General features: G+C 73.2%; 24 protein-coding genes. 7 read left to right on the top strand and 17 right to left on the bottom strand.

Annotated features, from left to right (window positions below; all coding sequences use genetic code 11):
- Positions 1-277 precede the first annotated feature (277 nt).
- From IF47_RS0125280 to rhaI, 7 genes are all read right to left on the bottom strand, one after another.
- On the bottom strand, positions 278-1,582 hold the full coding sequence (locus tag IF47_RS0125280; RefSeq protein ID WP_031511325.1) for an exo-beta-N-acetylmuramidase NamZ family protein: 1,305 nt from the start codon (positions 1,580-1,582) through the stop codon (positions 278-280).
- A gap of 119 nt (positions 1,583-1,701) precedes the next feature.
- Complete coding sequence (locus tag IF47_RS0125275; RefSeq protein ID WP_031511324.1) at positions 1,702-2,352, bottom strand: LutC/YkgG family protein; 651 nt, start codon at positions 2,350-2,352, stop codon at positions 1,702-1,704.
- Entirely contained in the window at positions 2,349-3,857 is a 1,509-nt protein-coding gene (locus IF47_RS0125270; protein ID WP_031511323.1) for a lactate utilization protein B, read from the bottom strand. Before IF47_RS0125270 ends, IF47_RS0125275 begins: the two co-directional genes overlap by 4 nt.
- Entirely contained in the window at positions 3,854-4,630 is a 777-nt protein-coding gene (locus IF47_RS0125265) for a (Fe-S)-binding protein (RefSeq protein WP_031511322.1), read from the bottom strand. The genes IF47_RS0125270 and IF47_RS0125265 overlap by 4 nt, the downstream gene beginning before the upstream one ends.
- The gene (locus IF47_RS0125260; protein WP_281179541.1) at positions 4,621-6,111 is read right to left on the bottom strand and encodes a rhamnulokinase; all 1,491 of its coding nucleotides are present in this window, start codon (positions 6,109-6,111) and stop codon (positions 4,621-4,623) included. Before IF47_RS0125260 ends, IF47_RS0125265 begins: the two co-directional genes overlap by 10 nt.
- A gap of 96 nt (positions 6,112-6,207) precedes the next feature.
- Positions 6,208-8,277 (bottom strand): bifunctional rhamnulose-1-phosphate aldolase/short-chain dehydrogenase, encoded by a 2,070-nt coding sequence (locus tag IF47_RS0125255; RefSeq protein ID WP_051718213.1) that lies wholly within the window; start codon positions 8,275-8,277, stop codon positions 6,208-6,210.
- 2 nt (positions 8,278-8,279) lie between these two features.
- The gene (rhaI, locus tag IF47_RS0125250; RefSeq protein WP_031511319.1) at positions 8,280-9,440 is read right to left on the bottom strand and encodes an L-rhamnose isomerase; all 1,161 of its coding nucleotides are present in this window, start codon (positions 9,438-9,440) and stop codon (positions 8,280-8,282) included.
- A gap of 241 nt (positions 9,441-9,681) precedes the next feature.
- On the opposite strand from rhaI, the gene IF47_RS0125245 reads away from it, so the two are divergent.
- Positions 9,682-10,002, top strand: a complete 321-nt coding sequence (locus IF47_RS0125245) for an L-rhamnose mutarotase (protein WP_031511318.1) — start codon at positions 9,682-9,684, stop codon at positions 10,000-10,002.
- A 145-nt stretch (positions 10,003-10,147) separates the two neighbouring features.
- Complete coding sequence (locus IF47_RS0125240) at positions 10,148-11,164, top strand: LacI family DNA-binding transcriptional regulator (protein ID WP_031511317.1); 1,017 nt, start codon at positions 10,148-10,150, stop codon at positions 11,162-11,164.
- Positions 11,165-11,440: 276 nt separating this feature from the next.
- Here the strand turns inward: IF47_RS0125240 and IF47_RS0125235 are convergent, their stop codons facing one another.
- Entirely contained in the window at positions 11,441-12,625 is a 1,185-nt protein-coding gene (locus IF47_RS0125235) for an NAD(P)-binding domain-containing protein (protein ID WP_078592108.1), read from the bottom strand.
- Positions 12,626-12,726: 101 nt separating this feature from the next.
- Here IF47_RS0125235 and IF47_RS0125230 point away from each other — a divergent pair, with 101 nt between their 5' ends.
- Both IF47_RS0125230 and IF47_RS28965 read left to right on the top strand, forming a co-directional pair.
- On the top strand, positions 12,727-13,149 hold the full coding sequence (locus tag IF47_RS0125230; RefSeq protein ID WP_031511315.1) for a secondary thiamine-phosphate synthase enzyme YjbQ: 423 nt from the start codon (positions 12,727-12,729) through the stop codon (positions 13,147-13,149).
- Between the two features lie 179 nt (positions 13,150-13,328).
- Positions 13,329-13,898, top strand: coding sequence for a TMEM175 family protein (locus IF47_RS28965; RefSeq protein ID WP_051718212.1), 570 nt, complete (start codon positions 13,329-13,331; stop codon positions 13,896-13,898).
- Positions 13,899-13,984: 86 nt separating this feature from the next.
- Here IF47_RS28965 and IF47_RS0125220 read toward each other — a convergent pair whose 3' ends face one another.
- Positions 13,985-14,674 (bottom strand): HAD family hydrolase, encoded by a 690-nt coding sequence (locus tag IF47_RS0125220; RefSeq protein WP_031511313.1) that lies wholly within the window; start codon positions 14,672-14,674, stop codon positions 13,985-13,987.
- Positions 14,675-14,821: 147 nt separating this feature from the next.
- Here IF47_RS0125220 and IF47_RS0125215 point away from each other — a divergent pair, with 147 nt between their 5' ends.
- On the top strand, positions 14,822-15,871 hold the full coding sequence (locus IF47_RS0125215; protein WP_031511312.1) for a lactonase family protein: 1,050 nt from the start codon (positions 14,822-14,824) through the stop codon (positions 15,869-15,871).
- 114 nt (positions 15,872-15,985) lie between these two features.
- On the opposite strand, the gene IF47_RS0125210 is transcribed toward IF47_RS0125215, so the two are convergent.
- The 4 genes from IF47_RS0125210 to IF47_RS0125195 form a co-directional block, all read right to left on the bottom strand.
- Complete coding sequence (locus IF47_RS0125210) at positions 15,986-16,951, bottom strand: sirohydrochlorin chelatase family protein (protein ID WP_211257270.1); 966 nt, start codon at positions 16,949-16,951, stop codon at positions 15,986-15,988.
- Positions 16,952-17,094: 143 nt separating this feature from the next.
- A complete protein-coding gene (locus IF47_RS0125205) occupies positions 17,095-18,105 on the bottom strand; it encodes an N-acetylglucosamine kinase (protein WP_245641233.1) in 1,011 nt (336 codons plus the stop codon).
- Complete coding sequence (locus tag IF47_RS0125200) at positions 18,102-18,779, bottom strand: uracil-DNA glycosylase (RefSeq protein ID WP_031511309.1); 678 nt, start codon at positions 18,777-18,779, stop codon at positions 18,102-18,104. The genes IF47_RS0125205 and IF47_RS0125200 overlap by 4 nt, the downstream gene beginning before the upstream one ends.
- 177 nt (positions 18,780-18,956) lie before the next feature.
- Positions 18,957-20,039, bottom strand: coding sequence for an NADH:flavin oxidoreductase/NADH oxidase (locus IF47_RS0125195; RefSeq protein WP_031511308.1), 1,083 nt, complete (start codon positions 20,037-20,039; stop codon positions 18,957-18,959).
- Between the two features lie 111 nt (positions 20,040-20,150).
- On the opposite strand from IF47_RS0125195, the gene IF47_RS0125190 reads away from it, so the two are divergent.
- A complete protein-coding gene (locus IF47_RS0125190; protein ID WP_031511307.1) occupies positions 20,151-20,510 on the top strand; it encodes an ArsR/SmtB family transcription factor in 360 nt (119 codons plus the stop codon).
- Between the two features lie 42 nt (positions 20,511-20,552).
- Here IF47_RS0125190 and IF47_RS0125185 read toward each other — a convergent pair whose 3' ends face one another.
- Together IF47_RS0125185 and IF47_RS0125180 are read right to left on the bottom strand one after the other, a co-directional pair.
- The gene (locus IF47_RS0125185) at positions 20,553-21,923 is read right to left on the bottom strand and encodes an FAD-dependent oxidoreductase (RefSeq protein WP_031511306.1); all 1,371 of its coding nucleotides are present in this window, start codon (positions 21,921-21,923) and stop codon (positions 20,553-20,555) included.
- Positions 21,924-22,077: 154 nt separating this feature from the next.
- Entirely contained in the window at positions 22,078-22,737 is a 660-nt protein-coding gene (locus IF47_RS0125180; RefSeq protein ID WP_031511305.1) for a DUF305 domain-containing protein, read from the bottom strand.
- 291 nt (positions 22,738-23,028) lie between these two features.
- Here IF47_RS0125180 and IF47_RS0125175 point away from each other — a divergent pair, with 291 nt between their 5' ends.
- The gene (locus IF47_RS0125175) at positions 23,029-24,453 is read left to right on the top strand and encodes an LVIVD repeat-containing protein (RefSeq protein WP_051718211.1); all 1,425 of its coding nucleotides are present in this window, start codon (positions 23,029-23,031) and stop codon (positions 24,451-24,453) included.
- Here IF47_RS0125175 and IF47_RS0125170 read toward each other — a convergent pair.
- Both IF47_RS0125170 and IF47_RS0125165 read right to left on the bottom strand, forming a co-directional pair.
- Positions 24,444-25,100, bottom strand: a complete 657-nt coding sequence (locus IF47_RS0125170) for a TetR/AcrR family transcriptional regulator (RefSeq protein ID WP_037733352.1) — start codon at positions 25,098-25,100, stop codon at positions 24,444-24,446. The two genes, IF47_RS0125175 and IF47_RS0125170, sit on opposite strands and share 10 nt — an antisense overlap.
- Before the next feature lie 39 nt (positions 25,101-25,139).
- Positions 25,140-25,949: a phosphatase PAP2 family protein gene (locus tag IF47_RS0125165; RefSeq protein ID WP_211257269.1), complete on the bottom strand. Its 810-nt coding sequence runs from the start codon at positions 25,947-25,949 to the stop codon at positions 25,140-25,142.
- Between the last annotated feature and the right edge of the window lie 192 nt (positions 25,950-26,141).

Below are 26,141 nucleotides of genomic sequence, written 5' to 3'. Positions count from 1 at the left end.
CGTGAACGTCCTGTGGGCGATGATCCGTGACGGTGAGTGTTACCACGCTTCACCTCCCGTCACTGCTGTGGCTTGACAACCCGATTGGGAAGCTCCTTCACACGGTTCACGAGGGTGTGACGGAGCCCCAGCGTCCCGGAAGCGTGATACGTCTCGTCGACTCGCGTGAGAACGCGGTGTTACGTCCGCCCGGAGCACGGACACGCGGGGGCGGCCCGGCAACGCCGGGCCGCCCGTCCGTGGAGATCCGCCCGCCGAAAGGCGCCCTCGCGATCCGTCAGCGGTAGAACAGGTACGCGCGCCGCGTCCGTTCGAAGGTCCGCACCTCGTCGTCCCAGGCCGCCGTGATCTCATCCACGTCCTTGCCCGCGTCGATCATCTCGCGCAGCCGGGGCGACCCGGAGAGCTTGTCGATCCAGAACGGGCGCTTGGCGTCCCAGGAATCCTGACGCCAGGCGAAGTCGGTGTAGCGACGCGCCTCCACCAGCATCGCGACCGCCGTGGTGATCGGCCGGTGGCGATGCTGGTCGGTGACGTGGATCTGGACGCCCGCGCAGGTGACACCGGAGTGCTTGCCGAACGTCGGCACGAAGTAGCTCTCGCGGAACCGCACGCCCGGCAGCTTGCGAGCGTTGAGCCGGTCGCCGTAGTGGTGGTCCAGGTAAGGCGCGCCGATGAACTCGAACGGGCGCGTGGTGCCGCGTCCCTCCGAGAGGTTGGTGCCCTCGAAGTAGCCCGTTCCGGCGTAGACGACGGCCGTGTCCGGGGTCGGCATGTTGGGGGAGGGCGGCACCCAGGGCAGGCCGTGCTCGTGGGCGGTGGAGTACGGGTCCCACCCCTCCACCGGAACCACCTCCAGCTCCACCGCGCCGCCGGAGCCCTCCTTCGGCAGCAACTCGCCGTTGAAGTAGCGGGCCAGCTCGCCCACCGTCATCCCGTGCTGCTGGATGATCACCTCGGCGCCCACCCCGGAGGTGAACTCCTCGGTCATCAGGGGGCCGTCGGCCCGGCGTCCGATCGGGTTGGGGCGGTCCAGCACCACGAACCGGGCGCCGATCGACCGGGCGGCGACCATCGCGCTGTACATGGTCCAGATGTAGGTGTAGTAGCGGACGCCGACGTCCTGGATGTCGAAGACGATCGTGTCCGCGCCGGCCTTGGTGAACAGCTCGGCCAGCTTCGTCGCGTTCGCGCCGTAGGCGTCGTACACCGTCAGCCCGGTGCGCGGATCGGTGAACTCCGGTTCGGACTCGCCCGCCTGCGCGCTGCCCCGGAAGCCGTGTTCGGGGCCGAACACCCCCACGATCTCCAGATCGCGGTGCGCGGCCATGGAGTCCACGATGTGACCGGTGTCGCGCAGGACCCCGGTGGGGTTGCTGATCACACCGACCCTGCGGCCGCGCAGTACGGACCAGTTCCGGGCGGCCGCGACGTCGGCGCCGGGGACGACACCCTGTCCACGGCCCTGTCCACGGGACCGCCCCGAGTGGCCGGGGGCGGCGTGGGCGGTGGCGGGGGAGACGAGCGGAGCGGCCAGCGCGGCGGCCGTGCCGGCCGCGAGAAGAGATCGGCGGGAAGGCATGCCGGGAAGCTATCCGCGTGTGCCGTGAGCGACAAGGGGCCACGCACGGTGACAGAGGTGTAGAGCAATGGCGGGGCCCCGACAGAGCAACGCCGGGGCCCCGCGACCGCGGCAGCCGGTCACTCTGTCAGCAGGACGACCTCCAGGGTGCGCGGACCGTGCACGCCCTCGACCCGGTCCAGCTCGATGTCGCTGGTGGCCGACGGGCCGGAGATCCAGGTCAGCGGGCGGGTGGGGTCCAGGCGTTCCAGGGCCCGCGGCACGGACGCCACCACCTGGTCGGGCACCCGTACCACGCAGACGTGGTGGTCGGGGATCAGGGTGATGCGGCGGCGCCCCTGGTCGGGACCGCCGTCCAGCACGATCGTGCCGGTCTCCGCGATCGCCACCGCGCACCCGGTCACCACGCTGTCCACCGCGTCCAGCTCGGCCGGGGTGGACGCGGCCCGGTCGTGGACCCGGGTGGCGTCGGCGGACTCCAGCCACCACGTCGGCAGGCCGGGCGGCACCAGCACCGTTTCGCTGCCGTGTTCGAGCAGCAGACGGCGCAGCAGCGTGGGCAGGCCGTCGGCGTCCGTACGGTGCACCAGGGCCCGGTAGTCGGCGAGGTTCTCCGCCAGCAGGTCGACGAGGGCGTCGGACGTCTCGCCGTCGGGTACGTGGGCGCGTTCGTACGACCGGGGGACGGGCACGTCGTCCGGGGCCTCCGAACGGGGCACGTCGGTCAGGGCCCGGCGGATTCGGGCCAGCACCACGTCGCGTCCGCTCATCGTCCGCCTCCCTCTCCCCGCGCTTCTCCCCGGACGTTCCGGGTGCGCCGCCACCAGTCGCGGAAGGACTCGGCCGGGACGGTGGGCAGGTCCCGGGTGGCCGTCCAGGCGCGGCCCGGCCCCGGCAGCCGCCGCGGGTGCAGGCGGCGGGTGCGGGAGGCCAGCCGCTGCCCGGCCAGCAGCGCCCGCGGATGGTCGAAGGCCCAGCGGGCCGCGCGCATCGCGGCGCGCTCGGCCGCGTGGCCCCGCGCGGGCCTGATCGTCGTGCGCTGCCCGCGCACCGTCACCTCGCCGCCCTCGACGACCCGCTCGCGCAGGTGCACCAGGACCTGGGGGATGTCGATGGCGACCGGGCAGACCTCGTAGCAGGCGCCGCACAGCGAGGAGGCGTACGGCAGCGAGGCGTCCAACTCCGATGCCGTACCGCGTAGTTGGGGGGTGAGGATCGCGCCGATCGGTCCCGGATAGGCGGACCCGTAGGCGTGCCCGCCGGCCCGCTCGTAGACCGGGCAGACGTTCAGGCAGGCCGAGCAGCGGATGCAGCGCAGCGCCTGACGGCCGACGGTGTCGGCGAGGGCGTCGGTGCGGCCGTTGTCCAGCAGCACCAGGTGGAAGACGCGCGGGCCGTCGGCCGTCTCGGAGTCGGTCGTCCCCGTCCACATCGAGGTGTAGGGGTTCATCCGCTCGGCGGTGGAGGAGCGGGGCAGGAGCTGGAGGAAGATCTCCAGGTCCTGCCAGGTCGGCACCACCTTCTCGATGCCGACCACCGAGATCAGGGTCTCGGGCAGGGTCAGGCACATCCGCCCGTTGCCCTCGGACTCGACCACCACCAGGGTGCCGGTCTCGGCGACCATGAAGTTGGCCCCGGAGACGCCCACCTTCGCCCGCAGGAACTTCTCGCGCAGGTGCAGCCGGGCGGCCTCGGCCAACTCGGCCGGGTCGTCGGTCAGGCCCTTTGGCGCCGGGCGCCCCCAACGGCCCATCTCCTCGCGGAAGATGTCGCGGATCTCGCCGCGGTTGCGGTGGATGGCCGGCACCAGGATGTGGGAGGGGAGGTCGTCGCCGAGCTGGACGATCAGCTCGGCCAGGTCGGTCTCGTAGGCGCGGATGCCGGCCCGTTCCAGCGCCGCGTTGAGGTCGATCTCCTGGGTGGCCATCGACTTGACCTTGACCACCTCCGTCTCGCCGGTGGCGCGCACCAGGTCGGTGACGATCCGGTTGGCCTCGGCGGCGTCGGCCGCCCAGTGGACGGTGCCGCCCGCGGCGGTGACGGCCTCCTCCAACCGCTCCAGGTAGTGGTCGAGGTGGCGCAGCGTCCGGTCCTTGACCGCGGCGCCGGCGGCCCGCAGCGCGTCCCAGTCGGACAGCTCGGCGACGGCCTGCGCGCGCTTGGCGCGGATGGTGCCGGTGGCATGGCTCAGATTGCCGCGCAGCCGCGCGTTCCGTGTGGCCGACGCGGCGGCCTCGGGGAACGCGGGCATGCCCAGGTGGACACGGCCGCTCATCGCGTGCTCCTCCTCGTGCCGTCCTCGGCGGCTCGTTCCGTGCCGTCTTCGGTGGCGGCCAGGATCTCGGCGAGGTGGACGGCTCGGACCGTGGAACCCCGCCGGGACAGGGTCCCGCCGATGTGCATCAGACAGGAGTTGTCGACCGCGCACACCGCCTCGGCACCGGTGTTCTCGATGTTGCGCGCCTTGTCCGCGCCCATCGCCGCCGACACCGCCGCGTTCTTCACCGCGAAGGTCCCGCCGAAACCGCAGCACTGGTCGGCGGCCGGCAACTCGACCAACTCCAACCCGCGCACGTTCTCCAACAGCCGGCGGGGGCGATCGCCCAGCCCCAGCGTCCGCATGCCGTGGCAGGTCGGGTGGTAGGTGACGGTGTGCGGGTAGTACGCGCCCACGTCCGTCACGCCCAGCACGTCCACCAGGAACTCGCTCAACTCGTACGTCCTCGACGCGACCTCGGTCGCGACCCGCTCCAGGGCGGCGTCACCGCCGCGGGCGGCGACGCGCGGGTGGTTCTCCCGCACCATCGCCGCGCACGAGCCGGACGGGGTGACGACGTGGTCGTAGTCGCGGAACGCCTCGACGTGGCGGCGCACCAGCGGCTCGGTCTCGCGCCGGTAGCCGGTGTTGAACTGCGGCTGCCCGCAGCAGCTTTGGGCGAGGGGGAAGTCCACCGCCACCCCCAGCCGCTCCAACAGGTCGACCGTGGCCCGCCCGGTGCCCGGGTAGAGCGTGTCGGTCACACACGTGACGAACAGTGCTACGCGCATACCACGGCCTCCGCCCGTCGCCAGGCGTCACGATCACCCATGGGCTCATGGTGCCGCAGCGGCTGGGTGGCGCGCAGCAGCGACCTCAGCTCGGCCAGGTCGCCGTGGACGGCGCCGGCGGCGCGCGCCTGGACCAGGACGTTCCCGAACGCCGCCGCCTCGGCCGGACCGGCGACCACCGGCAGCCCGCAGGCATCGGCCGTGAGCTGACACAACAGCTCGTTGTGCACCCCGCCGCCGACGATGTGCACCACCTCCACCTCCCGTCCCGACAGCCGCCGGGCGTCGGCGACGGCCCTGCGGTGGGCCAGGGCCAGGGAGTCCAGCACGCAGCGGACCGTCTCGGCCGGATCGCGCGGGACCGGCTGACCGGTGCGGCGACAGGCCTCGGCCACCCGCTCGGGCATCCGGCCCGGGGCCAGGAAGCCCGGATCGCCCGCGTCCACCACCGAGCGCAGCGCGGGGGCCTTCGCCGCCTTGCGCAGCAGCGTCCCCAACTCCGGCCGCAGTCCGTCGGCCTCCCAGGCGCGCAGACACTCCTGGAGGAGCCACAGACCCATGATGTTCCGCAGGTAGCGGACCGTGCCGTCCACCCCCAGCTCGTTGGTGAAGTTGGCGCGGCGGGACTCCTCGGTGAGCACGGGCGCCTCCAACTCCACGCCGGCCAGCGACCAGGTGCCGGTGGCGATGTAGGCGAACGCCCGGCCGCCGTCCGCCGGGACCCCGGCCACGGCGGAGGCGGTGTCGTGCGAGCCGACGGCCGTGACCGGCACCGGTCCGGTCAGCCCGGTCTCCTCCAGGACGTCCCCGAGCAGCTCGCCGATCCGGTCGCCCGGCCGGCGCAGCGGCGGGAACAGCGACAGGTCGACGTCGAACGCCTCCGCCACGTCACGCGCCCAGTCCCCGGTGCGCGGGTCGATCAACTGGGTGGTGGAGGCGTTGGTCAGCTCGGTGCCCAGCTCGCCGGTCAGCCAGTACGCGATCAGATCGGGGATCAGCAGCAGGTGTCGGGCGACGGTCGGCGCGACCGTCCCCCGCGCCGCCGTGAGCTGGTGGAGGGTGTTGAACGGCTGGTGCTGCAGGCCGGTGGCCGCGTACAGCTCCTTTGGCGGCATCACGGCCGCGGCCCGCTCGGCCGCGCCGTCGGTGCGGCCGTCGCGGTAGTGCACCGGATTGCCCAGCAACGTGCCCGAGGCGTCCAGCAACCCGTGGTCCACCGCCCAGGAGTCGATGCCGACGGAGGCCGGGCGCGCCTCCGGCACGGCCCTGCCCACCGCCCGCAGCCCGTCCAGCACACCCCGGTACAGGCCGAGGATGTCCCAGTACAGGGTGCCCGCCGCACGGACGGGACGGTTGGGGAAGCGGTGCGCCTCGCGCAGCTCCAGGGTGCCGGGCCCGACCGTGCCCACCATGACGCGCCCGCTGGAGGCGCCCAGGTCGACGGCGGCGAAGGACAGGGGACCGGGTGGGGATGGGGACACGGGGACCTCGCGGGTGAATGGGTTGGAACCTGCCCGACGACCGCGGTGGCACGACAGGGCACGCGATCGCCGGGCAGGGGTCACGGGGGACGGACGTCAGCGGAGGAAGGCCGCCGCGACGCCCGCGTCCACCGGGACGTGCAGCCCGGTGGTGTGGCTGAGGTCGCCGCCGGTGAGGGCGAAGACCGCGTTCGCGACGTGCTCGGGCAGCACCTCGCGCTTGAGGAGGGTGCGCTGGGCGTAGAACTCGCCGAGCTTCTCCTCCGGGACGCCGTAGACGGCGGCACGCTGCGCGCCCCAACCACTGGCGAAGATGCCGGAGCCGCGCACCACCCCGTCGGGGTTGACGCCGTTGACGCGGATGCCGTGCTCGCCCAACTCGGCGGCCAGCAGGCGCACCTGGTGGGCCTGGTCGGCCTTGGTGGCGCCGTAGGCGATGTTGTTGGGACCGGCGAAGACGGCGTTCTTGGAGGCGATGTAGACGATGTCGCCGCCCAGCCCCTGGGCGATCATCACACGGGCGGCCTCGCGGGAGACCAGGAAGGAACCGCGGGCCATGATGGCGTGCTGCAGGTCCCAGTCCTTCGCCGACGTCTCCAGCAGCGGCTTGGAGATGGAGATGCCCGCGTTGTTCACCACCAGGTCCACCCCGCCGAAGGCGAGGACGGCCGCCTTGAACGCCTCGGCGATCCGCTCCTCGTCGGTGACGTCCACCGCCACCGCCACCGCCTTGTCCGGTCCGCCGATCTCCTCGGCGACCTTCTCGGCGTTCCCCGCGTCGAGGTCGGCGACCACCACGCAGGCGCCCTCGGCGGCCAGGCGGTGCGCGATGGCCCGTCCGATGCCGGAGCCCGCGCCGGTGACCAGGGCGACCCGGCAGGCCAGCGGCTTGGGCGCCGGCATCCGGCGCAGCTTGGCCTCCTCCAGCTCCCAGTACTCGATGCGGAACTTCTCCGACTCCTCGATCGGCGCGTAGGAGGAGACCGCCTCCGCGCCGCGCATCACGTTGATCGCGTTGACGTAGAACTCGCCCGCCACCCGCGCGGTCTGCTTGTCCTTGCCGAAGGAGAACATCCCCACGCCGGGGACGAGGACGATCGCCGGGTCGGCGCCGCGCATCGCCGGGGAGTCCGCGTCGGCGTGCCGCTCGTAGTAGGCGGCGTACTCCGCGCGGTACTCGGCGTGCAGTTCCCTCAGCCGGGCGACGGCGTCCTCGACCGGCGCGGTCGCGGGCAGGTCCAGCACCAGGGGGCGGACCTTGGTGCGCAGGAAGTGGTCCGGGCAGGAGGTGCCCAGGGCCGCCAGCCGCGGGTGCTCGGCACGGGCCAGGAAGTCCAGCACCACCTCGGAGTCGGTGAAGTGGCCGACCTGCGGCCGGTCGGCGGAGGCGATCGCCCGGATGTGCGGCGCCAGCGCGGCGGCCCGCTCCCGACGCTCGGCCTTTGGCAGCGGCTCGTACCCGTCGAGCACCGCCCCGAACGGCTCGGCCCTGCCGCGTTCGGCGAGGAACGCCTCGGCGGTGCGGATGATCTCCAGCGAGTTGCGCTCGCACTCCTCGGAGGTGTCGCCCCAGGCGGTGATGCCGTGCCCGCCCAGGATGCAGCCGATCGCCTGCGGGTTGGCCTCCTTGATGGCGGCGATGTCCAGCCCGAGCTGGAAACCGGGGCGGCGCCAGGGGACCCACACCACACGGTCGCCGAAGCACTCGGCGGTCAGCTTCTCCCCGTCGGCCGCGCAGGCCAGCGCGATGCCGGAGTCGGGGTGGAGGTGGTCCACGTGGGCGGCTTCCACCAGGCCGTGCATGGCGGTGTCGATGGACGGGGCCGCGCCGCCCTTGCCGTGCAGGCAGTAGTCGAACGCGGCGACCATCTCGTCCTCGCGCTCCACGCCCGGGTAGACGTCCTTCAGGGCGCGCAGCCGGTCCAGGCGCAGCACCGCCAGGCCCCGCTCGGTCAGGGTGCCCAGGTCCCCGCCCGACCCCTTGACCCACAGCAGTTCGACGTCGCCGCCGGTGACGGGGTCGGTGACGGTGCCCTTGGCGGAGGTGTTGCCGCCCGCGTAGTTGGTGTTCCGCGGGTCCGCGCCGAGCCGGTGGGAGCGCGCCAGGAGCGCCTCGACGGTCTCGTTCGGCTCCGCGGGGTGCTCGGTCGTGGTCTGCTCCGCCATGGTCACGCCCCCCAGCCGGCCTGCCGGCCGCCCTTGCGGTCCTCGGTGATCCGCTCGGCCCATCCCGAGCGGTGGTAGGCCGCGATCGGATCCGGGTCCAGTCCCATCTCCTCGCGGACCTCGGCCAACAGCGGCCGGACGTCGGTGTCGTAGGCGTCCATCAGCACGGCGTTGGAGGCCAGCACGTCGCCGGCGGCCTGGGCCGCCGCCAGTGCCTCACGGTCGACCAGCAGCGCCTTGGCGGTGGCCTCCTGGACGTTCATCACCGAGCGGATGAGCGCGGGGATCTTGGGCTCGATGTTGTGGCACTGGTCGAGCATGAAGGCGGTCTGCGGTCCGTACCCGCCGCCGCGCACCACCTCGTACATGATCCGGAAGAGCTGGAAGGGGTCGGCGGCGCCGACCATCAGGTCGTCGTCGGCGTAGAAGCGGGAGTTGAAGTCGAAGCCGCCCAGCTTCCCCTCGCGCAGCAGCACGGCCACGATGAACTCGATGTTGGTGCCCGGCGCGTGGTGACCGGTGTCCACCACCACCTGCGCCTTCTCGCCCAGCTTGAGGCAGTGGGCGTAGGCGGTGCCCCAGTCCGGGACGTCGGTGGTGTAGAAGGCGGGCTCGAAGAGTTTGTACTCCAGCAGCAGCCGCTGCTCCTCGCCCAGCCGCTCGTACACCGCGGCCAGGGCCTCGGCCAGCCGGTCCTGACGGGTTCGGACGTCGTCCTGGCCGGGGTAGTTGGTGCCGTCGGCGAACCACAGCTTCAGGTCGCGGGAACCGGTGGCGTCCATGATGTCGACGCACTCCAGCAGGTGGTCCAGCGCCTTGCGCCGCACGGCCGCGTCGGGGTGGCAGACGCTGCCGAGCCGGTAGTCGTCGTCCTGGAAGACGTTGGCGTTGATCGCCCCGATCCGCACCCCGCGCTCGTCGGCGTACTTCGCCAGCGCGGCGTAGTCGTCGACGCGGTCCCAGGGGATGTGCAGGGCGACGGCCGGCGCGACGCCGGTGAACTCGTGCACCTTCGCGGCGTCGTCCAGCTTCTCCCGCGGGGTGCGCGGCACGCCGGGTTGCGCGAAGACCTTGAAGCGCGTCCCGGAGTTGCCGTAGGCCCACGAGGGTGTCTCGATGGCCTGGTTCTTGAGGGCCGCCTTCACGGCGGACACGGCGGTCATGCGTAGCGCTCCCGGAGTCCAGGCGTGGTCATGAATCGTTTCATTGCGGGAAAGCTAGGGGGCGCCGGAAGGAGTGTCAAGGGGACGGCCCGGAGGCCCGCCCCACCACCCGCCTCGACAGAGAAATTCCGTGATCGCTTTCGTGTGCGGCCGTTGACGTGCGACGGGGGCGCCTCTACGGTGCGTGCGTTCGGAGTGAAACCTTTCATGCACAAGTGCGACACAAGGAACGAGGAGTTTCGTGCAGCGCGTCTGTTTCCTGCTGAAGGTCCGTGCCGACCGCATGGAGGAGTACCGCGAGCGCCACGCCGCCGTCTGGCCGGAGATGCTCGACGCCCTCGGAGAGGCGGGCTGGCGCAACTACTCGCTCTTCCTGCGCGAGGACGGCCTGCTCGTCGGCTACCTGGAGACCGAGGACTTCGAGGCGGCCCGGGCCGCGATGGAGGAGACCGAGGTCAACGCCCGCTGGCAGGCCGAGATGGCCGAGTTCTTCGAGTCCCCGGACGGCGAGCTCCCCGACCGGGCCATGCGACCGCTCACCGAGGTCTTCCACCTCGACTGAACGGGACGGTCGGAGGGCGGAAGGATCGCGCGACGGGCCCGGAGTGGGTGCACCGGCGGGCACGGTGCGTAGCATGGGCGCGCGGCCCGTGGGCAGGTGCCGCGGACAACAGACAGGTCAGGGGACGGTCGGACTCGTGGCGCGCATGGTGGGAATCAAGGACGTGGCACGTCAGGCGGGAGTGTCCGTCGGCACCGTCTCCAACGTCATCAACCGCCCGGAGATGGTCGCGGAGGAGACCCGGGCCCGGGTGCAGGCCGTGATCGCCCAACTGGGGTACGTGCGCAGCGAGTCCGCACGGCACCTGCGGGCGGGCCGGAGCCGGATCATCGCGCTGTTGGTGCTGGACATGGCCAACCCCTTCTTCGCCGACGTCGCCGCCGGCGCCGAACGGGCCGCCCGCCAGGAGGGGCTCGGGGTGATGCTGTGCAACAGCGCCCAGAGCCCGGCGGAGGAGGCCGACTACCTCTCCCTCTTCGCCGAACAGCGGGTGCGCGGGGTCCTGATCATCCCGGCCGACACCAGCGGCCGGAACCTGGCCGACTTCCGGCGGCACGGCATTCCCTACGTCGTGGTGGACCGGGTGGTCTCCAGCGCCGAGGGCTGCTCGGTGTCGGTCGACGACATCACGGGCGGAGCGCTGGCCGCCCGGCACCTGCTGGCGCAGGGGCACCGGGAACTGGTCTACGTGAGCGGGCCGATGCACCTGTCGCAGTGCCGCGACCGGTGCACCGGGGCCTTGGAGGCGCTGCGCGAGGCGGGGCTGCCGGAGGGAGCGCTGCGCCGGATCGAGGGCGAGCGACTGGACGTGGCGGCCGGCCGGGACGCCGGAGCGCGACTGCTGGGCATGACGCCGCGCCCGACGGCGGTGTTCTGCGCGAACGACCTGCTGGCCCTGGGCGTGCTCCAGGCGCTGTTCGCGGCCGGGGTCTCGGTGCCGGGCGACATGGCGCTGGTCGGCTACGACGACATCGAGTTCGCCGCCGCAGCGGCCGTGCCCCTGACCTCGGTGCGGCAGCCCGCCGCCCGGATGGGGCAGACGGCCGCCGACCTGCTCATCGAGGAGACCGGCGAGGAGGCCGGGAGCCACCGGCACCAGCGGATCGTGCTCCGCCCCGAGCTGGTCGTCCGCGACTCCAGCATCTCCTCCCCCCACCACTGATCCGAAGCGGCCCGGACACACGGCGACGCCGCCTCCCCGTGGGACGGGAGAGGCGGCGCCGCTGGTCACGTCGCCTGTCGGCCGGACGTCAGACGAGCCACCCCACGAAGTGGAGGAGGCCGGCGAGCAGGCTGGTGATGAGGTCCATGAGGTGTCTTCTCCTTGAACACGATGTGAGACGAATCCCCCGCTCCCGGTGGGACGCCGAGCCGGGGGGAGCGCGATGACGGTCTGCAGCCCGTCACTCGCACACCGTGAGGATCGTGCGTCTCGCGGCTACCGCGCAGCCGTTTCCCGAACCGCCACACTTCCGTGTGATGGACTGATGATCCGTTCGACCCTTTGTTCGTCCCGCCGCGCGCCCTCACGGGTGCGGGCGAGGAGGGCACGGATGTCCCGCACCGCGGCGCGCCCCGCGCGGTTGGCGCCGATGGTGCTGGCCGAGGGGCCGTAGCCGACCAGGTGGACCCGCGGGTCGCGCGTCACGCGGGTGCCCTCCATCCGGATGCCGCCGCCGGGCTCGCGCAACCGAAGCGGCGCCAGGTGGTCGATCGCGGCGCGGAAACCCGTGGCCCACACAAGGGCGTCGGCGGCCACCGACCGTCCGTCGTCCCACACCACTCCCTCGGGGACGATCCGGTCGAACATCGGCAGCCGGCGCAGAACCCCGCTCTCCCGGGCGCGCCGCATCTCCTCCGTCATCGGCAGCCCCGTCACGGACACCACGCTCTGCGGCGGCAGACCGTCCCGCACCCGCTCCTCCACCAGGGCGACCGCGGCGCGCCCGCGCTCGGAGTCGAAAGGGCCCTCGACGAAGACCGGCTCGCGGCGGGTGACCCAGGTCGTGGCGGACGCGAAACGGGAGATCTCCAACAGGTGCTGGACGGCGGAGGTGCCACCGCCCACGACGACCACGCGCTCGCCCGCGAAGGCTTCCGGGCCCGGATACCGGGAAGTGTGCACCTGGCGTCCGACGAAGGTCTCCTGACCCTTCACCCGGGGCACGAACGGCCGGTCCCAGGTGCCGGTCGCGTTGATCAGGGCGCGGGTGATCCAGACGCCGGCGTCGGTCTCCACCCTCAGCCGTCCGTCCCCCGCCTCGCGTACCGCCCGCACACGGACCGGACGCCGCACTCGCAGGTCGAAGGCGCGCTCGTAGGCGGTGAAGTACTCGCCGATCACCTCGGAGGAGGGCCGGTCGGGGTCGGCGCCGGTCAACTCCATGCCGGGCAGGGCGTTCATGGCGTGCACCCGGCCGTAGGTGAGGGTGGGCCAGCGGAACTGCCAGGCCCCACCGGGGCGCGGGGGGCGGTCCAGGACCACGAAGTCCCGGTCGGGCACGTACCCGACGCGCCGCAGGTGGTACGCGCTCGACAGGCCCGCCTGTCCGGCGCCGACGACCACGACCTCGGTCTCGACCTCGCCGGCTCCGGTCCCGCTCCCGACAGCCACGTGATCCATGTACGGGGAAACCACGAAGGAGCGTCGAAACTTCCCGGCGCGCGGCCGTACGGATGTGGACGGAGACCCGTGGACCCCGGGGAAGAGGTCAGGATGGGACCATGAGCGATCGCTTCACGACCCGCATCCTCCACGTCACCACCGGCTCGGGCGAGACCGTCGCCGACCTCACCCGCGACTGCGAGCGCTTCCTCGCGGAGGTGGCCGACGGCCGCGACGGACTGCTCAACGTCTTCGTCCCACACGCGACCGCCGGCGTCGCGATCATCGAGACCGGCGCCGGGAGCGACGACGACCTGCTCGCCGCGCTGCGCGACCTGCTGCCCGCCGACGACCGCTGGCGCCACCGCCACGGCAGCCCCGGACACGGCCGCGACCACGTCCTGCCGGCCATCGTCCCGCCGCACGCCACGCTGCCGGTGGTGGAGGGCCGGCTGGAGCTGGGCACCTGGCAGTCGGTCTGCCTGGTGGACACCAACAAGGACAACCCGGACCGCAGGGTGCGGCTGAGTTTCCTCGGATGACCCCCGCCGTCTCGGGCCCCGCCGCTTGTTCGGGGCAGGGGCCCGAGGCGGTGCCCCGACCGGCCCAGGGGCGGCGGGACACGCGCCGGGACGGCACCGTTCGACGGGCCGGGCCGTGCTACCACGGGGCGATGAACGAAGGTCCGCGACAACCGGCCGCCCGCCCCGGGGAACACCTCGTGCCGGCACACCGCGTGTTCGCCCTCACCGACGGCGTGATGGCCATCGCCATGACACTGCTCGTCCTGGACATCGAAGTGCCCGACGGGCTCCGGGGAGCCGAACTGCGCGAGGCGCTGGGTCAGTCCCTGTCCCAGGTGGGGACCTTCCTGCTGAGCGTGGTGGTGATCGCGCTGTTCTGGCGGGCCCACCACGCGGTGCTGCGGGGCGTCGAGTGGATCGACACCCGGCTGTTCTGGCTCAACGTCGCGTTCCTCGCGCTGGTGTCCCTGATCCCGTTCCCCACCTCCGTCCTCGCGGACTACGGCGACGAGTTCGTCGGCCCCGGCCTGTACGGAACGGTCATCGGCACGGCCTCGACGGTCCTCTACGCGATGGAGGTGGACATCCGCCGCCACACGGCGGGCGCCTGGTGGCGCGGGGCGCCACCGCCCGCCCAGGCCCTGGTGTTCCTGCTCTCCGTGGGCATCGCGACGGTCTCGCCGACCGCCGCGATCTACAGTTGGGCCGCCGCGATCCCCCTCGCGGCGCTGGAGAACCGGATCGCGGCCCGCCTCCGACGGGGTTGAACGCGGACGCCACCGCTCGGCGTCACGGCCCGAGGACGGCCGGCGGCGATGCTCGGGACCGGCGATCCGGGGCCGGCCGTTCGGGATCAGCGGCCCGAACCCACCAGCCAGTCGTACGCCACCCGGGCGTCGAACTCCTCCTGCCCCCCGGGGAAGCACAGTCCCGCCGCCGCGAAGGCCGGATCGCCGGCCGTCTCCGGCAGGTAGGGGACGGCGACGCACCGCATCCCGGCGCGGTGGGCGGCCTCCGCCCCGGGCGGCGCGTCCTCCACCACCGCGCACCGGCCGGGCTCGACGCCGAGCCGCTCGGCCGCCTCCAGGAACACGTCCGGTTCGGGCTTGCCCCGAGCCACCTCCTCGGCCGAGACACGCACGGGCAGCAGGGCGTCCAGACCGGCGCCGGCCAGCACCGCGTCGATGGCGGCCCGCGACGAGCCGGAGGCGACGGCCATCGGGACCCCGGCCGCGCGCAGTCGCTCCACCAAGACCAACATCCCGGGGAACGCGCGGACCGAGGTGCGCGCCAACTCCAGGTAGAGGCGGTTCTTCCCGGCCAGGAGCTCCTCCACCGGGGCGTCGATCCCGTGCTCCTCGCGGAGTGTCGTCAGGGTCTCCCGGGTGCCGATCCCGATGAACCGCGTGTGGTCCTCCCAGGTGAAATCGGTGATGCCGTACCGGGCCAGCAGTCGCCGACTCGCCTCGTGGTAGGCGGGTTCGCTGTCCACGAGCGTGCCGTCGAGATCGAAGATCACCGCGAGGGCGAGGGAGTGACTCATGGGGCCAGCATGCCAAGGCGGTCGGACGGCGTGGACCGGGGGGTTCCGAGGGGTCCGTCGCCCGCTTTTGGCCCGGCCCGACTGCTACGGTCGCCCGAGACCCGGATCACGACACCGGATCACGAAGAGGGCGGGAAGGGCGGCGCGGTGGACGGCAGGGACGGCGGACGGCGGGCGTACATCGGGTCCTACACCTCGGCGGGGGGACGCGGCATCACCACGGCCGCCGTCGACCCGGACACCGGCGCACTGACCGCGCTGGACCACACGGACGCGGTGCCCGACCCCTCCTACCTCGTCCTGGGCCCCGGCGGGACGATGCTCTACGCGGTCAGCGAGACCGAGGACGGCAAGGCCGCCGCGCTCTCCCTGACCGACCCCGACCGGCCCCGTCCCGCGGGCGAGGCGGTACCCGTCGACGGCTCCGGGCCCACCCACCTGACCTGCGCGGCCGGCCGACTGATCACCGCCAACTACACCTCCGGGAGCGTCAGTTCCCTGCCCCTGCGTCCGGACGGCACCCTCGGCTCGCCGCCCGTCGTCCTGCGGCACCACGGCTTCGGACCGGTGAGCTCCCGACAGGAAGGGCCGCACGCCCACGCGGTGGTGCCCGACCCCTCCGGCCGCTGGCTGCTCTCGGTGGACCTCGGCACCGACTCGGTGTGGACCTACCGGCTCGACGGGGACGGGGGCGCGCCGCGCCCGCACGGGCGGACGCCGCTGCGGCCCGGCAACGGTCCCCGCCACCTGGTCTTCCACCCGGACGGGGAGCGGGCGTACGTCGTCAACGAACTGCGGTCCACCGTGACCGGCTGCCGCTGGGACGGGGAGACCGGCATCCTGGAGCCGACCGGAGAGGCCCGCACGCTGCCCGAGGACGTCGGAGAGGCGGAGAACCACCCGTCCGGGCTGGTGCTCTCCCCCGACGGCCGCCGCCTCTGGGTCGCCAACCGGGGGCACGACAGCATCGCCGTCCTGGCCCTCGACCCGGCGGGCGAGCGGATGGAGCCGGTCACCACCGTCCCCTGCGGCGGTCACTGGCCGCGCGACCTGGTCCTCGACCCGACCGGACGCAGGCTCTACGCCGCCAACGAGCGCTCGGGCGACGTGACCTGGTTCGAGCTGGACCCGGACGGCGTGCCGCACCGGTCGGGTGCGCTCGAGGTGCCGGCCGCCACCCGCGTCCTCTTCGGCTGATCCGAATTCGGTTGGATTCCGCCCCGGTTGATTCCGCCTCGGCTGGTTCGGCCCCGCTGATCCGACCGACCGGCCCGTGGGCCGCGCGGGGCCCGGGCCGGGGGCCGGTCCGGATCAGCGGACCGGCGCCCCCTGCGGCGAGCGCTGGGCGATGCCGAGCTTCACGGCGTAGGCGGAGGCGACCAGCTTGCCCACCGCGGTGTAGGACCCCAGCGGCTCGGCCGTCGGGCAGTCCGCCTCCTTCGCCGCGGAGTCCAGCAGGCCGTCGGGGATCTCGGGACCGACCAGACAGGGAGCCAGCGCCAGTTGCCGGGAGCCGGCCTCCCGCAACTGCTCGGCCACGCGGGAGACGGAGCCGTCCTCGTCCAGACCGGCGGCCAGCACCGGCACCGCGAGACGTGCGGCCAGCAGCATGCCGGTGATCCCGGCCGCCTGCACGGCCTCCTCGCCGCCCATGGTGGCCAGGATGATGCCGTCCGCGGCGGTCGCCACCGTGAACAGCCGGGCGCGGTCGGCGCGGGCCAGACCGGCCTCCGAGAGCCGCACGTGGACGCCCTCGGCGAGCAGCGGGTGCGGGCCGAGCACGTCGGTCAGCTCGGCACCGGAACCGCCGGCGAGCACGGCCTGACGTATCCGGCGCATCTGCGCGCTGTCGGGGCCGGCCAGCAGCGGGACCACCACCGCGGCCGGGGCGTCCTGGAGCCGGGGCCGGGAGCTCTCGGCGCCGTCCTCGTTCTCGCCCTCGGCGTCCGCCGCGGCCTGCGCGTCCAGCGCGGCGGCACGGGCGGTGTGCTCGGCCGCGGCCTGGGCCAGCGTGCTCTGCAGGGCGGGGAACTCCTCGTCGTCACCGTCCACGAAACCGATCCGGGCGTCGAGGCCGGGCAGTTCGGAACGGGCGATGCTCAGGACCTCCTCGGCGAGGTTCCTGGAGGTGCCGGAGGGCACCCCGGGGACGGCCAGCACCAGAGCGGGCGCACCCTCGGGAGCGACGACGGGCTCCGGCCGGCGGTGCCGTCCGGGCTGGCGGGGACGCGGCATTCGTACGGGCAGGCCATTTGCGGGCCCAGTGGGGGTGCTCATGGCGCCGCATGCTAATGCCTTGACCGGCTTGGCCGTTCGGGCGGGGCGGAGCAGTCCTGGTCTGTCCCCTTTCCTCCCGCGCGTCGCGGTGACGGATTCGGTTGCGCCGTCACCCGGGATGTTTGCGATCCGATACGGAATCGTCATCCGAGGTGGAGAAGTGACGCATCGGCCGGCAGCCGCAGCACGTCACGGGCCAGCCGGTCGGCGATGAGCAACGCCCCGGCCAGGGGATCGCCGGCGGCCTCCACGGTCCGCGCGCGCGGCAGCCGGGAGGCCAGCTCCCGGCGGAGCGGCGCGAGCAGCGGCTCGCCGATCATCGGCAGTCCGCCGGTCAGGGCGATCCGAGCGTCCTCGCCCTCCGGACAGGCCGCGGCGGCGGTCGTGGCGATCTGGACGGCCGCCTCCGTCATGATCCGTTCGGCGACCGGATCGCCCTCCCGCGCGCACCGGGCCACCTCCGGGGCGAAGGAGGCCAACACCGCCGGGCGGTCGGTGCGCGGATACAGCCTCCCCGGCAGGGAGTCCGGTGGACCGAAGACGGCCTCGACGCGGGAGAGGAGTGCCCGCGAGCCGCCCTCCCGGCCGTCGTGGGCGCGGAGGGCGGCCTCCAGACCGGCGCGACCGATCCAGGCGCCGCCACCGCAGTCGCCCAGCAGGTGGCCCCAGCCGTCGACCCGCCGCCAGGTGCGCAGGTCCGTGCCCAGGGCGATCATCCCGGTGCCCGCGGCGACCACCGCGCCGGGGCGCTCGCCCAGCGCCCCGGCGTACGCGGTCACGGCGTCGGCGGCCAGCGCCACGCGCCCGGCCCCCAACTCCCGCGCGAACGCACCGGGCAGGACGGCGCGCAGCTCGTCGCCGAGCGTCGCCATGCCCGCCGCGCCCACGCACACGGCGTCGATCCGGGGCGCGCCCCCGCCGTCCGTGCCGTCGGGCCGGTCGTCCCGCGCCACGTCCGCCGACAGACGACGGACCCGGGGCAGCACCGTCTCCAGCAGGTGGCCCGCGTCGATGCCCGCGGGGCCGGTGCGCACCGGCTCGTCCACGGCGGCGTCGGCCACCGGCACCGGCGTCCCACAACCGTCGCCGGTCCGTGCCAGCGCGAGGCGGAGCCCGGAGCCGCCCGAGTCGACGCCCAGGACCCAGCCGGTCACGGAAGCCGCCAGTCGACCGGCTCCGCGCCCTGCCGCACCAACAGCTCGTTGGCCCGGCTGAACGGACGGGAACCGAAGAACCCGCGGTCGGCCGACATGGGGGAGGGGTGCGCGGACTCCACGGCCGGATACGGATCCAGCAGCGGGCGCAGGTTCCGCGCGTCGCGCCCCCACAGGATGGCCACCAGCGGCTTGTCGCGTCCCACCAGGGCCCGGATGGCCTGCTCGGTGACCTCCTCCCAGCCCTTGCCGCGGTGCGCGGCGGGCCGGCGCGGGGCGGTGGTCAGCGCCCTGTTGAGGAGCAGCACGCCCCGCTCCGTCCACGGGGTGAGGTCGCCGTTGGACGGCCGGGGCAGCCCGAGGTCGGCCTGCAGCTCCCGGAAGATGTTCTCCAGGCTGCCGGGCAGTGGACGCACCTCGGGCGCCACCGAGAAGCTCAGCCCCACGGCGTGGCCCGGTGTGGGGTACGGGTCCTGACCCACGATGAGCACCCGGACCTCGTCGAAGGGCTGTTGGAAGGCGCGCAACACGTTCGGTCCGGCCGGGAGGTAGGTGCGCCCCGCGGCGATCTCCGCGCGCAGGAAGTCGCCCATCGCGGCGATGCGCCCGGCGACGGGCTCCAGTGCCTTGGCCCAGCCGGGCTCGACGATCTCGTTCAAGGGTCGTGCTGCCACGGGCGGTCACTCTACTGGGCGGCACCGACTGTTTTCAGCCGGACGCCGATCCCGGTCGCCGACCGTCGTCCCTCGCCGCCGGCCGCGTTCCGACGGGAACGCTCCCGGGAGCGTTCCCGCGGCTCTTGCGCGGCTTTTGCGTGGTGGTGTCGCGGTCGTGCCGGAGGGGACGGCGGGTCAGACGGCCCAGCCGTACTGCTCGGGCACGCGCGCGGGCTCCTCGCCCAGCTCCCGCGCGGCGCGGTGTGCCCAGTGCGGGTCGCGCAGCAGCTCCCGACCCAACAGCACGGCGTCCGCCTCGCCGTTGGCGACGATCTTCTCGGCGTGGTCCGGCTCGGTGATCAGACCGACCGCCGCCACCGGAAGCCCGGTCTCGGCCCGGACGCGGGCGGCGAAGGGAACCTGGTAGCCGGGTTCGACCGGGATGCGCACCCGGGGCGCGTTGCCGCCGCTGGAGACGTCCAGCAGGTCCACGCCGTGCTCCCGCAGCTCGCCGGCGAACCGTACGGTGTCGTCGGTGGTCCAGCCGTTCTCCGGGAGCCAGTCGGTGGCCGAGATCCGGAAGAACAGCGGCAGTTCCTCCGGCCACACCTCCCGCACCGCGTCCACGACCCGCAGGGCGAAGCGCGTGCGGTTCTCGAAGCTCCCGCCGTGGGCGTCCGTGCGCCGGTTGCTGTGCGGGGAGAGGAACTCGCCGATCAGGTAGCCGTGCGCGCCGTGGATCTCGGCGACCTCGAAACCCGCCGCCAGGGCCCGGCGGGCGCCGTCCGCGAACTGCCGCACCACCTCCTCGATCCGCTCCTCCGTCAGCTCGTGCGGCACCGGGTGTCCCTCGTCGAAGGGCACCGCGCTCGGTGCGAGGGGGACCCAGCCGCCGTGCTCGGCGTCCAGCGGCGCCCCGCCGCGCCAGGGCGCGTCGGTCGAGGCCTTGCGACCGGCGTGGGCGAGCTGGATGCCCGGGACGGCGCCCCGCTCCTTGAGGAAGGCGGTGATCCGCCGCAGGCCCTCCACCTGCCGGTCGTTCCAGATGCCCAGGTCGTTGGGGCTGATCCGGCCCTCGGGCGAGACGGCCGTGGCCTCCACCAGGATCAGCCCGGTGCCGCCGACCGCCCGCGCCCCGTAGTGGGCGAGGTGCCAGTCGCCGGCGACGCCCGCCTCCGGCCCGGTGGGCTCGGCGGAGTACTGGCACATGGGCGACATCCAGACGCGGTTGGGGACGGTCAGGGATCGCAGGGTGTACGGCTCGAACAGTGCGCTCACGGCGGTCTCCTCCGAAGGGGCCGGGGTGGACGTTCCGACCTCCGGCGCTCATACGGTAGGCGTCGTATTACGGTGGATGTCAAACTACGATGACTCTCGTACTATGAGGGTGTGACGCCCCGAACGCAGACCCCGCCCACCGGCCGAGAACTGGAGCACCCGGCTCCGGAGGAGATCCGGCTGGAAGAGGTGCTGCACGCGCTCTCCGACCCCGTGCGGCTGCGGATCGTCCGCGTTCTGGCGGTCGCGCGGGAGGATCTGGCCTGCTCGGGCTTCGACCTGCCGGTCAGCAAGTCCACGACCACCCACCACTTCCGGGTGCTGCGCGAGAGCGGCCTGATCCACCAGTGCTACCGGGGCACGGCGAAGATGAGCACCCTGCGCCGCGACGATCTGGAGCGGCTCTTCCCCGGTTTGCTGGGCAGCGTGCTCACCGCGGCCGACCGGCAGGCGGAGCGACTCGGCGGTTGATCGGCCGATCGGCGTGGGGCCCGGGACGGCGGGTGGGGGAGGTCAACCGGCGCGGCGCGCCGCCGCGAGCAGCCCCTCCCAGTCGGGGATCTTCACCCGCTCGCGGCGCAGGCTCCGTCCCAGCTCCGTCTCCGCCCGCTCGATGTCGAGCCAGCCGTGCCACCCGACCGGCTCGTGGCCCGACGCCCGCAGCGCCCGGAGTGGATCGGCACCGGAGATCCGGCGGCCGAGCAGGGCGCCGGCGTCCTCCAGCAGCGAGCGGACCGTTTCCTTCGCGCACGATCGGTTGGTGCCGATCACCCCGGTCGGGCCGCGCTTGATCCACCCGGCGACGTACTCGCCCGGCGAGGGCGCCCCGGCGCGCAGCACCCGTCCCGCCTCGTGCGGCACCGTCCCCGCCGTCCGGTCGAAGGGCAGCCCCGGCAGCGGAACGCCGCGGTAGCCCACCGACCGCAGCACCAGTTCCGCCGGGATCTCCTCGTACCGTCCCGTGCCCGTCACGCCGCCGCGCCCGTCCGGCGCCGTCCGCTCGAAGCGCACCGCGCGCACGGCGCCCTCCCGACCGGCGAGCACCTCCACGGGCCGCAGGAAGAACCGCAGCCGCACGCGGCGCGCCCGTCCGCGCGGCTCCCGCCGCGCCCAGCCGTCCAGTACGCCGAGGTTCCGGCGGGCGACGGCGGGCAGGGCCTCCGGGGCCCCGTACGCCGGGTCGAGTTCCAGCTCCTCCCGGCGCACCACGGCCTCGGCGTCGGGCAGGGCGTCCAGCTCGCGCAGCTCCTTGGTGGTGAACTTCGCCTGGGACGGGCCGCGCCGCCCCACCACGTGGACGTCGGCGGGGGAGCCCGCGGCCAGTGTGTCCAGCGCGGCCTGCGGCACGTCGGTGCCGCGCAGCTCGTCCGCGTCGTGCGCCAGGAAGCGCGCCACGTCGACGGCGACGTTGCCGACCCCGATCACCACGGCCGACCGCACCCCCAGGGCGAAGCGGTACGCGGCCGCGTCCGGGTGGGCGCTGTACCAGGAGACGAAGTCGGTCGCGGAGAAGCTGCCCGGAAGGTCCTCGCCCGGGATGCCGAGCCGGCGGTCGGCCGCCGCGCCGACGCAGTACACCACCGCGTGGTAGAGGGAGAGCAGCTCCTCGGTGCCCACACCGCCCGGGACGTTCCGTCCGACGGGGACGTTGCCCAGGAAGCGCACCCGCGGGTGCTCCAGCACCCGGCGCAGGGTGTCCTGCAACGACTTGATCTTCTCGTGGTCCGGGGCGACGCCGTAGCGCACCAGACCATACGGACACGGCAGGCGGTCCAGCACGTCGACCGCCACGTCCGGCGTTCCCTGCCGTTCCACCAGGGCCTGCGCCGTGTAGACCCCGCTGGGCCCCGACCCGACCACCGCGACACGAAGCGGATCGCCCACGACACGGCTCCTTCCGCCCGGGATGCGCCCGGACTCCGCTCGGAGACCTCCAGCATCCCACCGCGGGGCGGCGGACGGGAACGGGGACGCGCGATGCGCCAGGGGGCGCCCGTCCCCGTCCGCCGGTCCGCCCGGGGGCGGCCCCGGCGGACCGCTAGAGCATCGCGCGCATCCGGTTGATCTCGGCGGTCTGTTGGACGGCCACGTCACCGGCCATCTCCTGGACCTGGGTGTCCCGTCCGTCCCGCACCGCGTTTTCGGCCATTGTCACGGCCCCCTCGTGGTGGGCGATCATCAGGGTCAGGAACAGCTTGTCGAAGTCGGCGCCGCGGGCCGCCCGCAACTCGTCGAGCTGCTTCTCGGTCGCCATGCCCGGCATCGACGCGCCGTCGTGCCCGCCGTGCCCGTCGTGACCACCGTGGCCGCCGCCGTCCTCCGCGCCGTTGCGCCGGAGCCAACCGCGCATCGCCCGGATCTCCGGCCCCTGGGCCGCGGAGATCCGGTCCGCGAGCCGGCGCACCTTCTCCGACTCCGCGTGCTTCTCGGCCAGGTCGGTCATCACCAGGGCCTGCCCGTGGTGCTCGATCATCATCGAGACGTACGCGAAGTCCGCATCGTTGGGCTCGGCCTCGCTTCTCTCACCCGCCTTCGCGGCCTCCTCGGCGGAGAGCGTCTCGGCCGCCTCCCCCGGTGCGCCGGGCGCGATCACGGAGGGCCCGCCCCCGGTGGGGGCCGCCTTCCCGGAGTCGTCGTCGCAGCCGGTCAGTCCCGTCGACACGGCCAGCACGGCCAGCACGGTCAGTGCGGTCGACACGAGCGGAAGCGCGGGAAAGGGCGGCCGGAATCCGTGACGGTCCGTCACTGTTCCTCCTGTAGCGCGGGATTACGCCGGTTCCCCGATCCTGGCACGGACATGTCCGGATCGGACACCGTCGGTGAACACCGCGTCGTTCTCCCCTGTCGGGGCGGGAGCACGGAGGGCCATACTGCCGAGGTCCGCCATCCGCTCAACCCGGAACGGACACGCGGACCGACAGGGAGGAAAGCAGTGACGTCGTTGCCCAGACCCCGCGCACGACGCAGGCGCCTCGGCGCGGCAGCGGCCATGTTCGGCCTGCTGGCCACGCTCCTCGCCGCCGGACCGGCGACGGCCATCCCCGACCCGGGCGATCCCTCGGGCACGCCGGCGAAGGCGTCGAAGCGGCATCGAGCGGAAGCCCGGACCGCCATCGACAGAGGCGAGATCCCCGCGGTGGACGAGGTCGTCCACAGCAGGAACGTCTCCCACCTGACCAACCTGCCCAAGGGGGCGTTGAAGGGGCTCAACACGGACCTGGCCTTCCAGGGCCGCTACGCCTTCGCCGGCAACTACGACGGCTTCACCGTCTACGACATCGGCCGCCCGAAGTCCCCGAAGATCGTGAGCCAGGTCCTCTGCCCGGGCGGACAGAACGACATCTCCGTCTCCGGCGACCTGCTCTTCCTGTCCACCGACTCCTCGCGCAGCGACGACTCCTGCCACAGCACCGCCAAGCCGCCGACGGAGAAGAGCGCCTGGGAGGGCATCAAGGTCTTCGACATCAGCGACAAGCGCAACCCGAGGTACGTCGCCTCCGTCGAGACCGCCTGCGGCTCGCACACCCACACGCTGGTGCCCGACCGCAAGGACGTCTACCTCTACGTCTCCTCCTACTTCCCGGACGAGACCTTCCCCGACTGCCAACCGCCGCACGACGGCATCTCGATCGTCAAGGTGCCCCGCACGGCGCCCGAGAAGGCGTCGCTCGTCGACTTCCCCGTCCTCTTCCCGGACGGCGGCAACCCCGGCGCGCCGAAGAACCCGAACGTCACGCCGACCACGGGCTGCCACGACATCACGGCCTTCCCCGAGCTGGAGATCGCCGCGGGCGCGTGCATGGGCGACGGCATCCTGATGGACATCTCCGACCCCGCCGAGCCCCGCGTCGTCGACCGGGTCCAGGACAACGAGAACTTCGCGTTCTGGCACTCAGCGACCTTCAGCGAGAACGGCCGCAAGGTCGTCTTCACCGACGAGCTGGGCGGCGGCGTCGGCGCCACCTGCAACGCCGAGGTCGGCGACAAGCGCGGCGCCAACGGCATCTACCACATCACCGGCAAGGGCGACGACCGCGAGCTGGTGTTCAAGAGCTACTTCAAGATCCCCCGCCACCAGGCCGACACCGAGAACTGCGTCGCCCACAACGGCTCGCTGATCCCGGTCAAGGGCCGGGACGTCATGGTCCAGGCGTGGTACCAGGGCGGTGTCTCCGTCTGGGAGTTCACCGACTCCACCAAGCCGAGGGAGATCGGGTACTTCGAGCGCGGTCCGTACTCCGACCCCGACGCCGTCGGCGGCTCCTGGTCGGCGTACTACTACAACGGCCACGTCTACTCGAACGACATCCGGATGGGCTTCGACGTGCTGGAGATCCGGGACCGGCGCGTCGCCGGCGCCGAGCGCGTCAAGCTCCGGGAGTTCAACGCCCAGACCCAGCCCGACTACCGCTGACCCGTCAGCGGCAGCAGTGAGATCCCGCCGGACGCCTCCTCGGGGGCCTCCGGCGGGAACCCCAACTCCCAGTCCAGCCCGTACCGCCCGAACAGCTCGGCGCGCAGTCGCGCCATGGGCATGGGCGCCCCGGGCAGCAGGACGGCGAAGACGGCCCCCATCAGCAGCGCCCGCAGCATCGGATAGTCGGTGTCCGGGGCGCGCGACCCGTAGCGGGCGACGGTCTCGCGCAGCAGCGCGGCCAGGCGCTGCTGTTCGTCGCACTGGACGAAGCCCTCCTGCTGGAGGATCCCGGCCATGTGGGTGCGCATGAGCGTCGGCCGGTCACGGGCCAGCCCGAGGATGGCGTCGATCGCACGGGCCAACGACTCCCGCCCCGCGTCCGGCCCCGTGGGCAGCGGTTCGCGCTCCAGCGCCTCGGCCAGGGTGAGGTGCATCAGCCGGTGGACGGCCGACTGCAGCAGTTGCCGCTTGCCCGGGAAGTAGTACGACACCAGCCCCCGCGCCGAACCCGCCCGATCCGCGATGTCTCCCAGTGTGGTCGCCTCGTAGCCGCGCTCGTCGACCAGCTCCACCGTCGCCTGCAGCAGCCGCTCACGGGACCGTCGGCGCAATTCCTCATTGACCGATGCGCTGCGAGGGGACATCCTGTAACTCCTGCGTTGACTGGCTGCGGGCCAATATACTCATTGGTCCTCGGGGCCGGGCGGCCGATGCCCGGATCCCGAGCTGTGCCGATCTCGGGCGACGCGGGGGATCGCCCGAGATCGGCCCCTTTCGCCCGGCTGCTCCGTCTCGTCAGGGCGCCACCGGCGCGCCACGCTCCCGGCCTCCTCCGGTCGGCGTTCTCTCGGCCGGGGGCGGGGGGAGTCGCGCCGCTGCCACAGCGCGGCCGCGGCCGCGGCCACGGCGATGCCCAGCAGCCAGCCGGTGACCACGTCGGTGGGCCAGTGCACACCCAGGTAGACCCGGGTGAAGCCCACCCCGGCCACGGTGATCGCGCCGGCCCACAGCATGGCCAGACGCGCGATCCGGTGGACCGCGCGCAGGTGGGCCAGCCACAGCAGCAGCCCACAGGTGAGCGCCGCCGTCATGGCGTGCCCGGAGGGCAGCGCCGCGAAGTCCGCGGAGTCGACGGGCCGTTCCCAGCGCGGCCGGTCACGGTCCAGGAGCGCCTTCAACACCTGCTGGAGGAGGGTGCCGACGAGCGCGGTGGCCGCCACCCAGAGCGCCGGCCGTGCCGCGCCGCGCAGCAACAGCCACAGGAACACCACGGCCAGCAGGGCCCGCATGGTCCAGGGGTCCCACACCCAGTCGGTCAGCACCCGGTTGAACCGGGTCCAGCCGGGCTCGGCGAGCGCCGTGCGGTGCAGTTCGGAGGCGACGTGGGCGTCGAAGGACAGCAGTGGGTCCCAGCCCGCCACGACGAGCGTCGAGAGCAGGGCCGCCAGGGTCGCGCACACCGCCGCGGTGAGGCGAGGGGATGGGGAGGGCATGGTTCCGATCGTCGCCCGGAGGAGGGGGTCCAAACCTCACGACGGGCCGCGCGGGCGGCGTGTCGTCCGAAAGACGAGCGGACGGCGGAGCGGCGGGATGCTCCTATGGTTGTCAAGCCGCAGGGGTGAGGCTGTTTTGCGTGACTTGTCCGGTGGCTGGGGTGGTCAGTGCGCGGTAGACCTCGCGGGCGA

It is taken from the genome of Streptomyces megasporus (assembly GCF_000718985.1).
Classification (GTDB): domain Bacteria; phylum Actinomycetota; class Actinomycetes; order Streptomycetales; family Streptomycetaceae; genus Streptomyces; species Streptomyces megasporus.
Note: the sequence above shows the minus strand (reverse complement) of the source record. Positions and strands in the feature narration are given on the sequence as shown.

Excerpts from the sequence above, each read along its gene's own strand:
- rhaI (WP_031511319.1), bottom strand. The coding sequence starts at position 9,440 with ATGACCGCCGTGTCCGCCGTGAAGGCGGCCCTCAAGAACCAGGCCATC.
- IF47_RS0125240 (WP_031511317.1), top strand. The coding sequence starts at position 10,148 with ATGGTGGGAATCAAGGACGTGGCACGTCAGGCGGGAGTGTCCGTCGGC.
- IF47_RS0125170 (WP_037733352.1), bottom strand. The coding sequence starts at position 25,100 with ATGTCCCCTCGCAGCGCATCGGTCAATGAGGAATTGCGCCGACGGTCC.
- IF47_RS0125175 (WP_051718211.1), top strand. The coding sequence starts at position 23,029 with ATGTTCGGCCTGCTGGCCACGCTCCTCGCCGCCGGACCGGCGACGGCC.
- IF47_RS0125270 (WP_031511323.1), bottom strand. The coding sequence starts at position 3,857 with ATGAGCGGCCGTGTCCACCTGGGCATGCCCGCGTTCCCCGAGGCCGCC.
- IF47_RS0125210 (WP_211257270.1), bottom strand. The coding sequence starts at position 16,951 with ATGAGCACCCCCACTGGGCCCGCAAATGGCCTGCCCGTACGAATGCCG.
- IF47_RS0125275 (WP_031511324.1), bottom strand. The coding sequence starts at position 2,352 with ATGAGCGGACGCGACGTGGTGCTGGCCCGAATCCGCCGGGCCCTGACC.
- IF47_RS0125235 (WP_078592108.1), bottom strand. The coding sequence starts at position 12,625 with ATGGATCACGTGGCTGTCGGGAGCGGGACCGGAGCCGGCGAGGTCGAG.
- IF47_RS0125220 (WP_031511313.1), bottom strand. The coding sequence starts at position 14,674 with ATGAGTCACTCCCTCGCCCTCGCGGTGATCTTCGATCTCGACGGCACG.
- IF47_RS0125255 (WP_051718213.1), bottom strand. The coding sequence starts at position 8,277 with ATGGCGGAGCAGACCACGACCGAGCACCCCGCGGAGCCGAACGAGACC.
- IF47_RS0125165 (WP_211257269.1), bottom strand. The coding sequence starts at position 25,949 with ATGCCCTCCCCATCCCCTCGCCTCACCGCGGCGGTGTGCGCGACCCTG.
- IF47_RS0125230 (WP_031511315.1), top strand. The coding sequence starts at position 12,727 with ATGAGCGATCGCTTCACGACCCGCATCCTCCACGTCACCACCGGCTCG.
- IF47_RS0125280 (WP_031511325.1), bottom strand. The coding sequence starts at position 1,582 with ATGCCTTCCCGCCGATCTCTTCTCGCGGCCGGCACGGCCGCCGCGCTG.
- IF47_RS0125265 (WP_031511322.1), bottom strand. The coding sequence starts at position 4,630 with ATGCGCGTAGCACTGTTCGTCACGTGTGTGACCGACACGCTCTACCCG.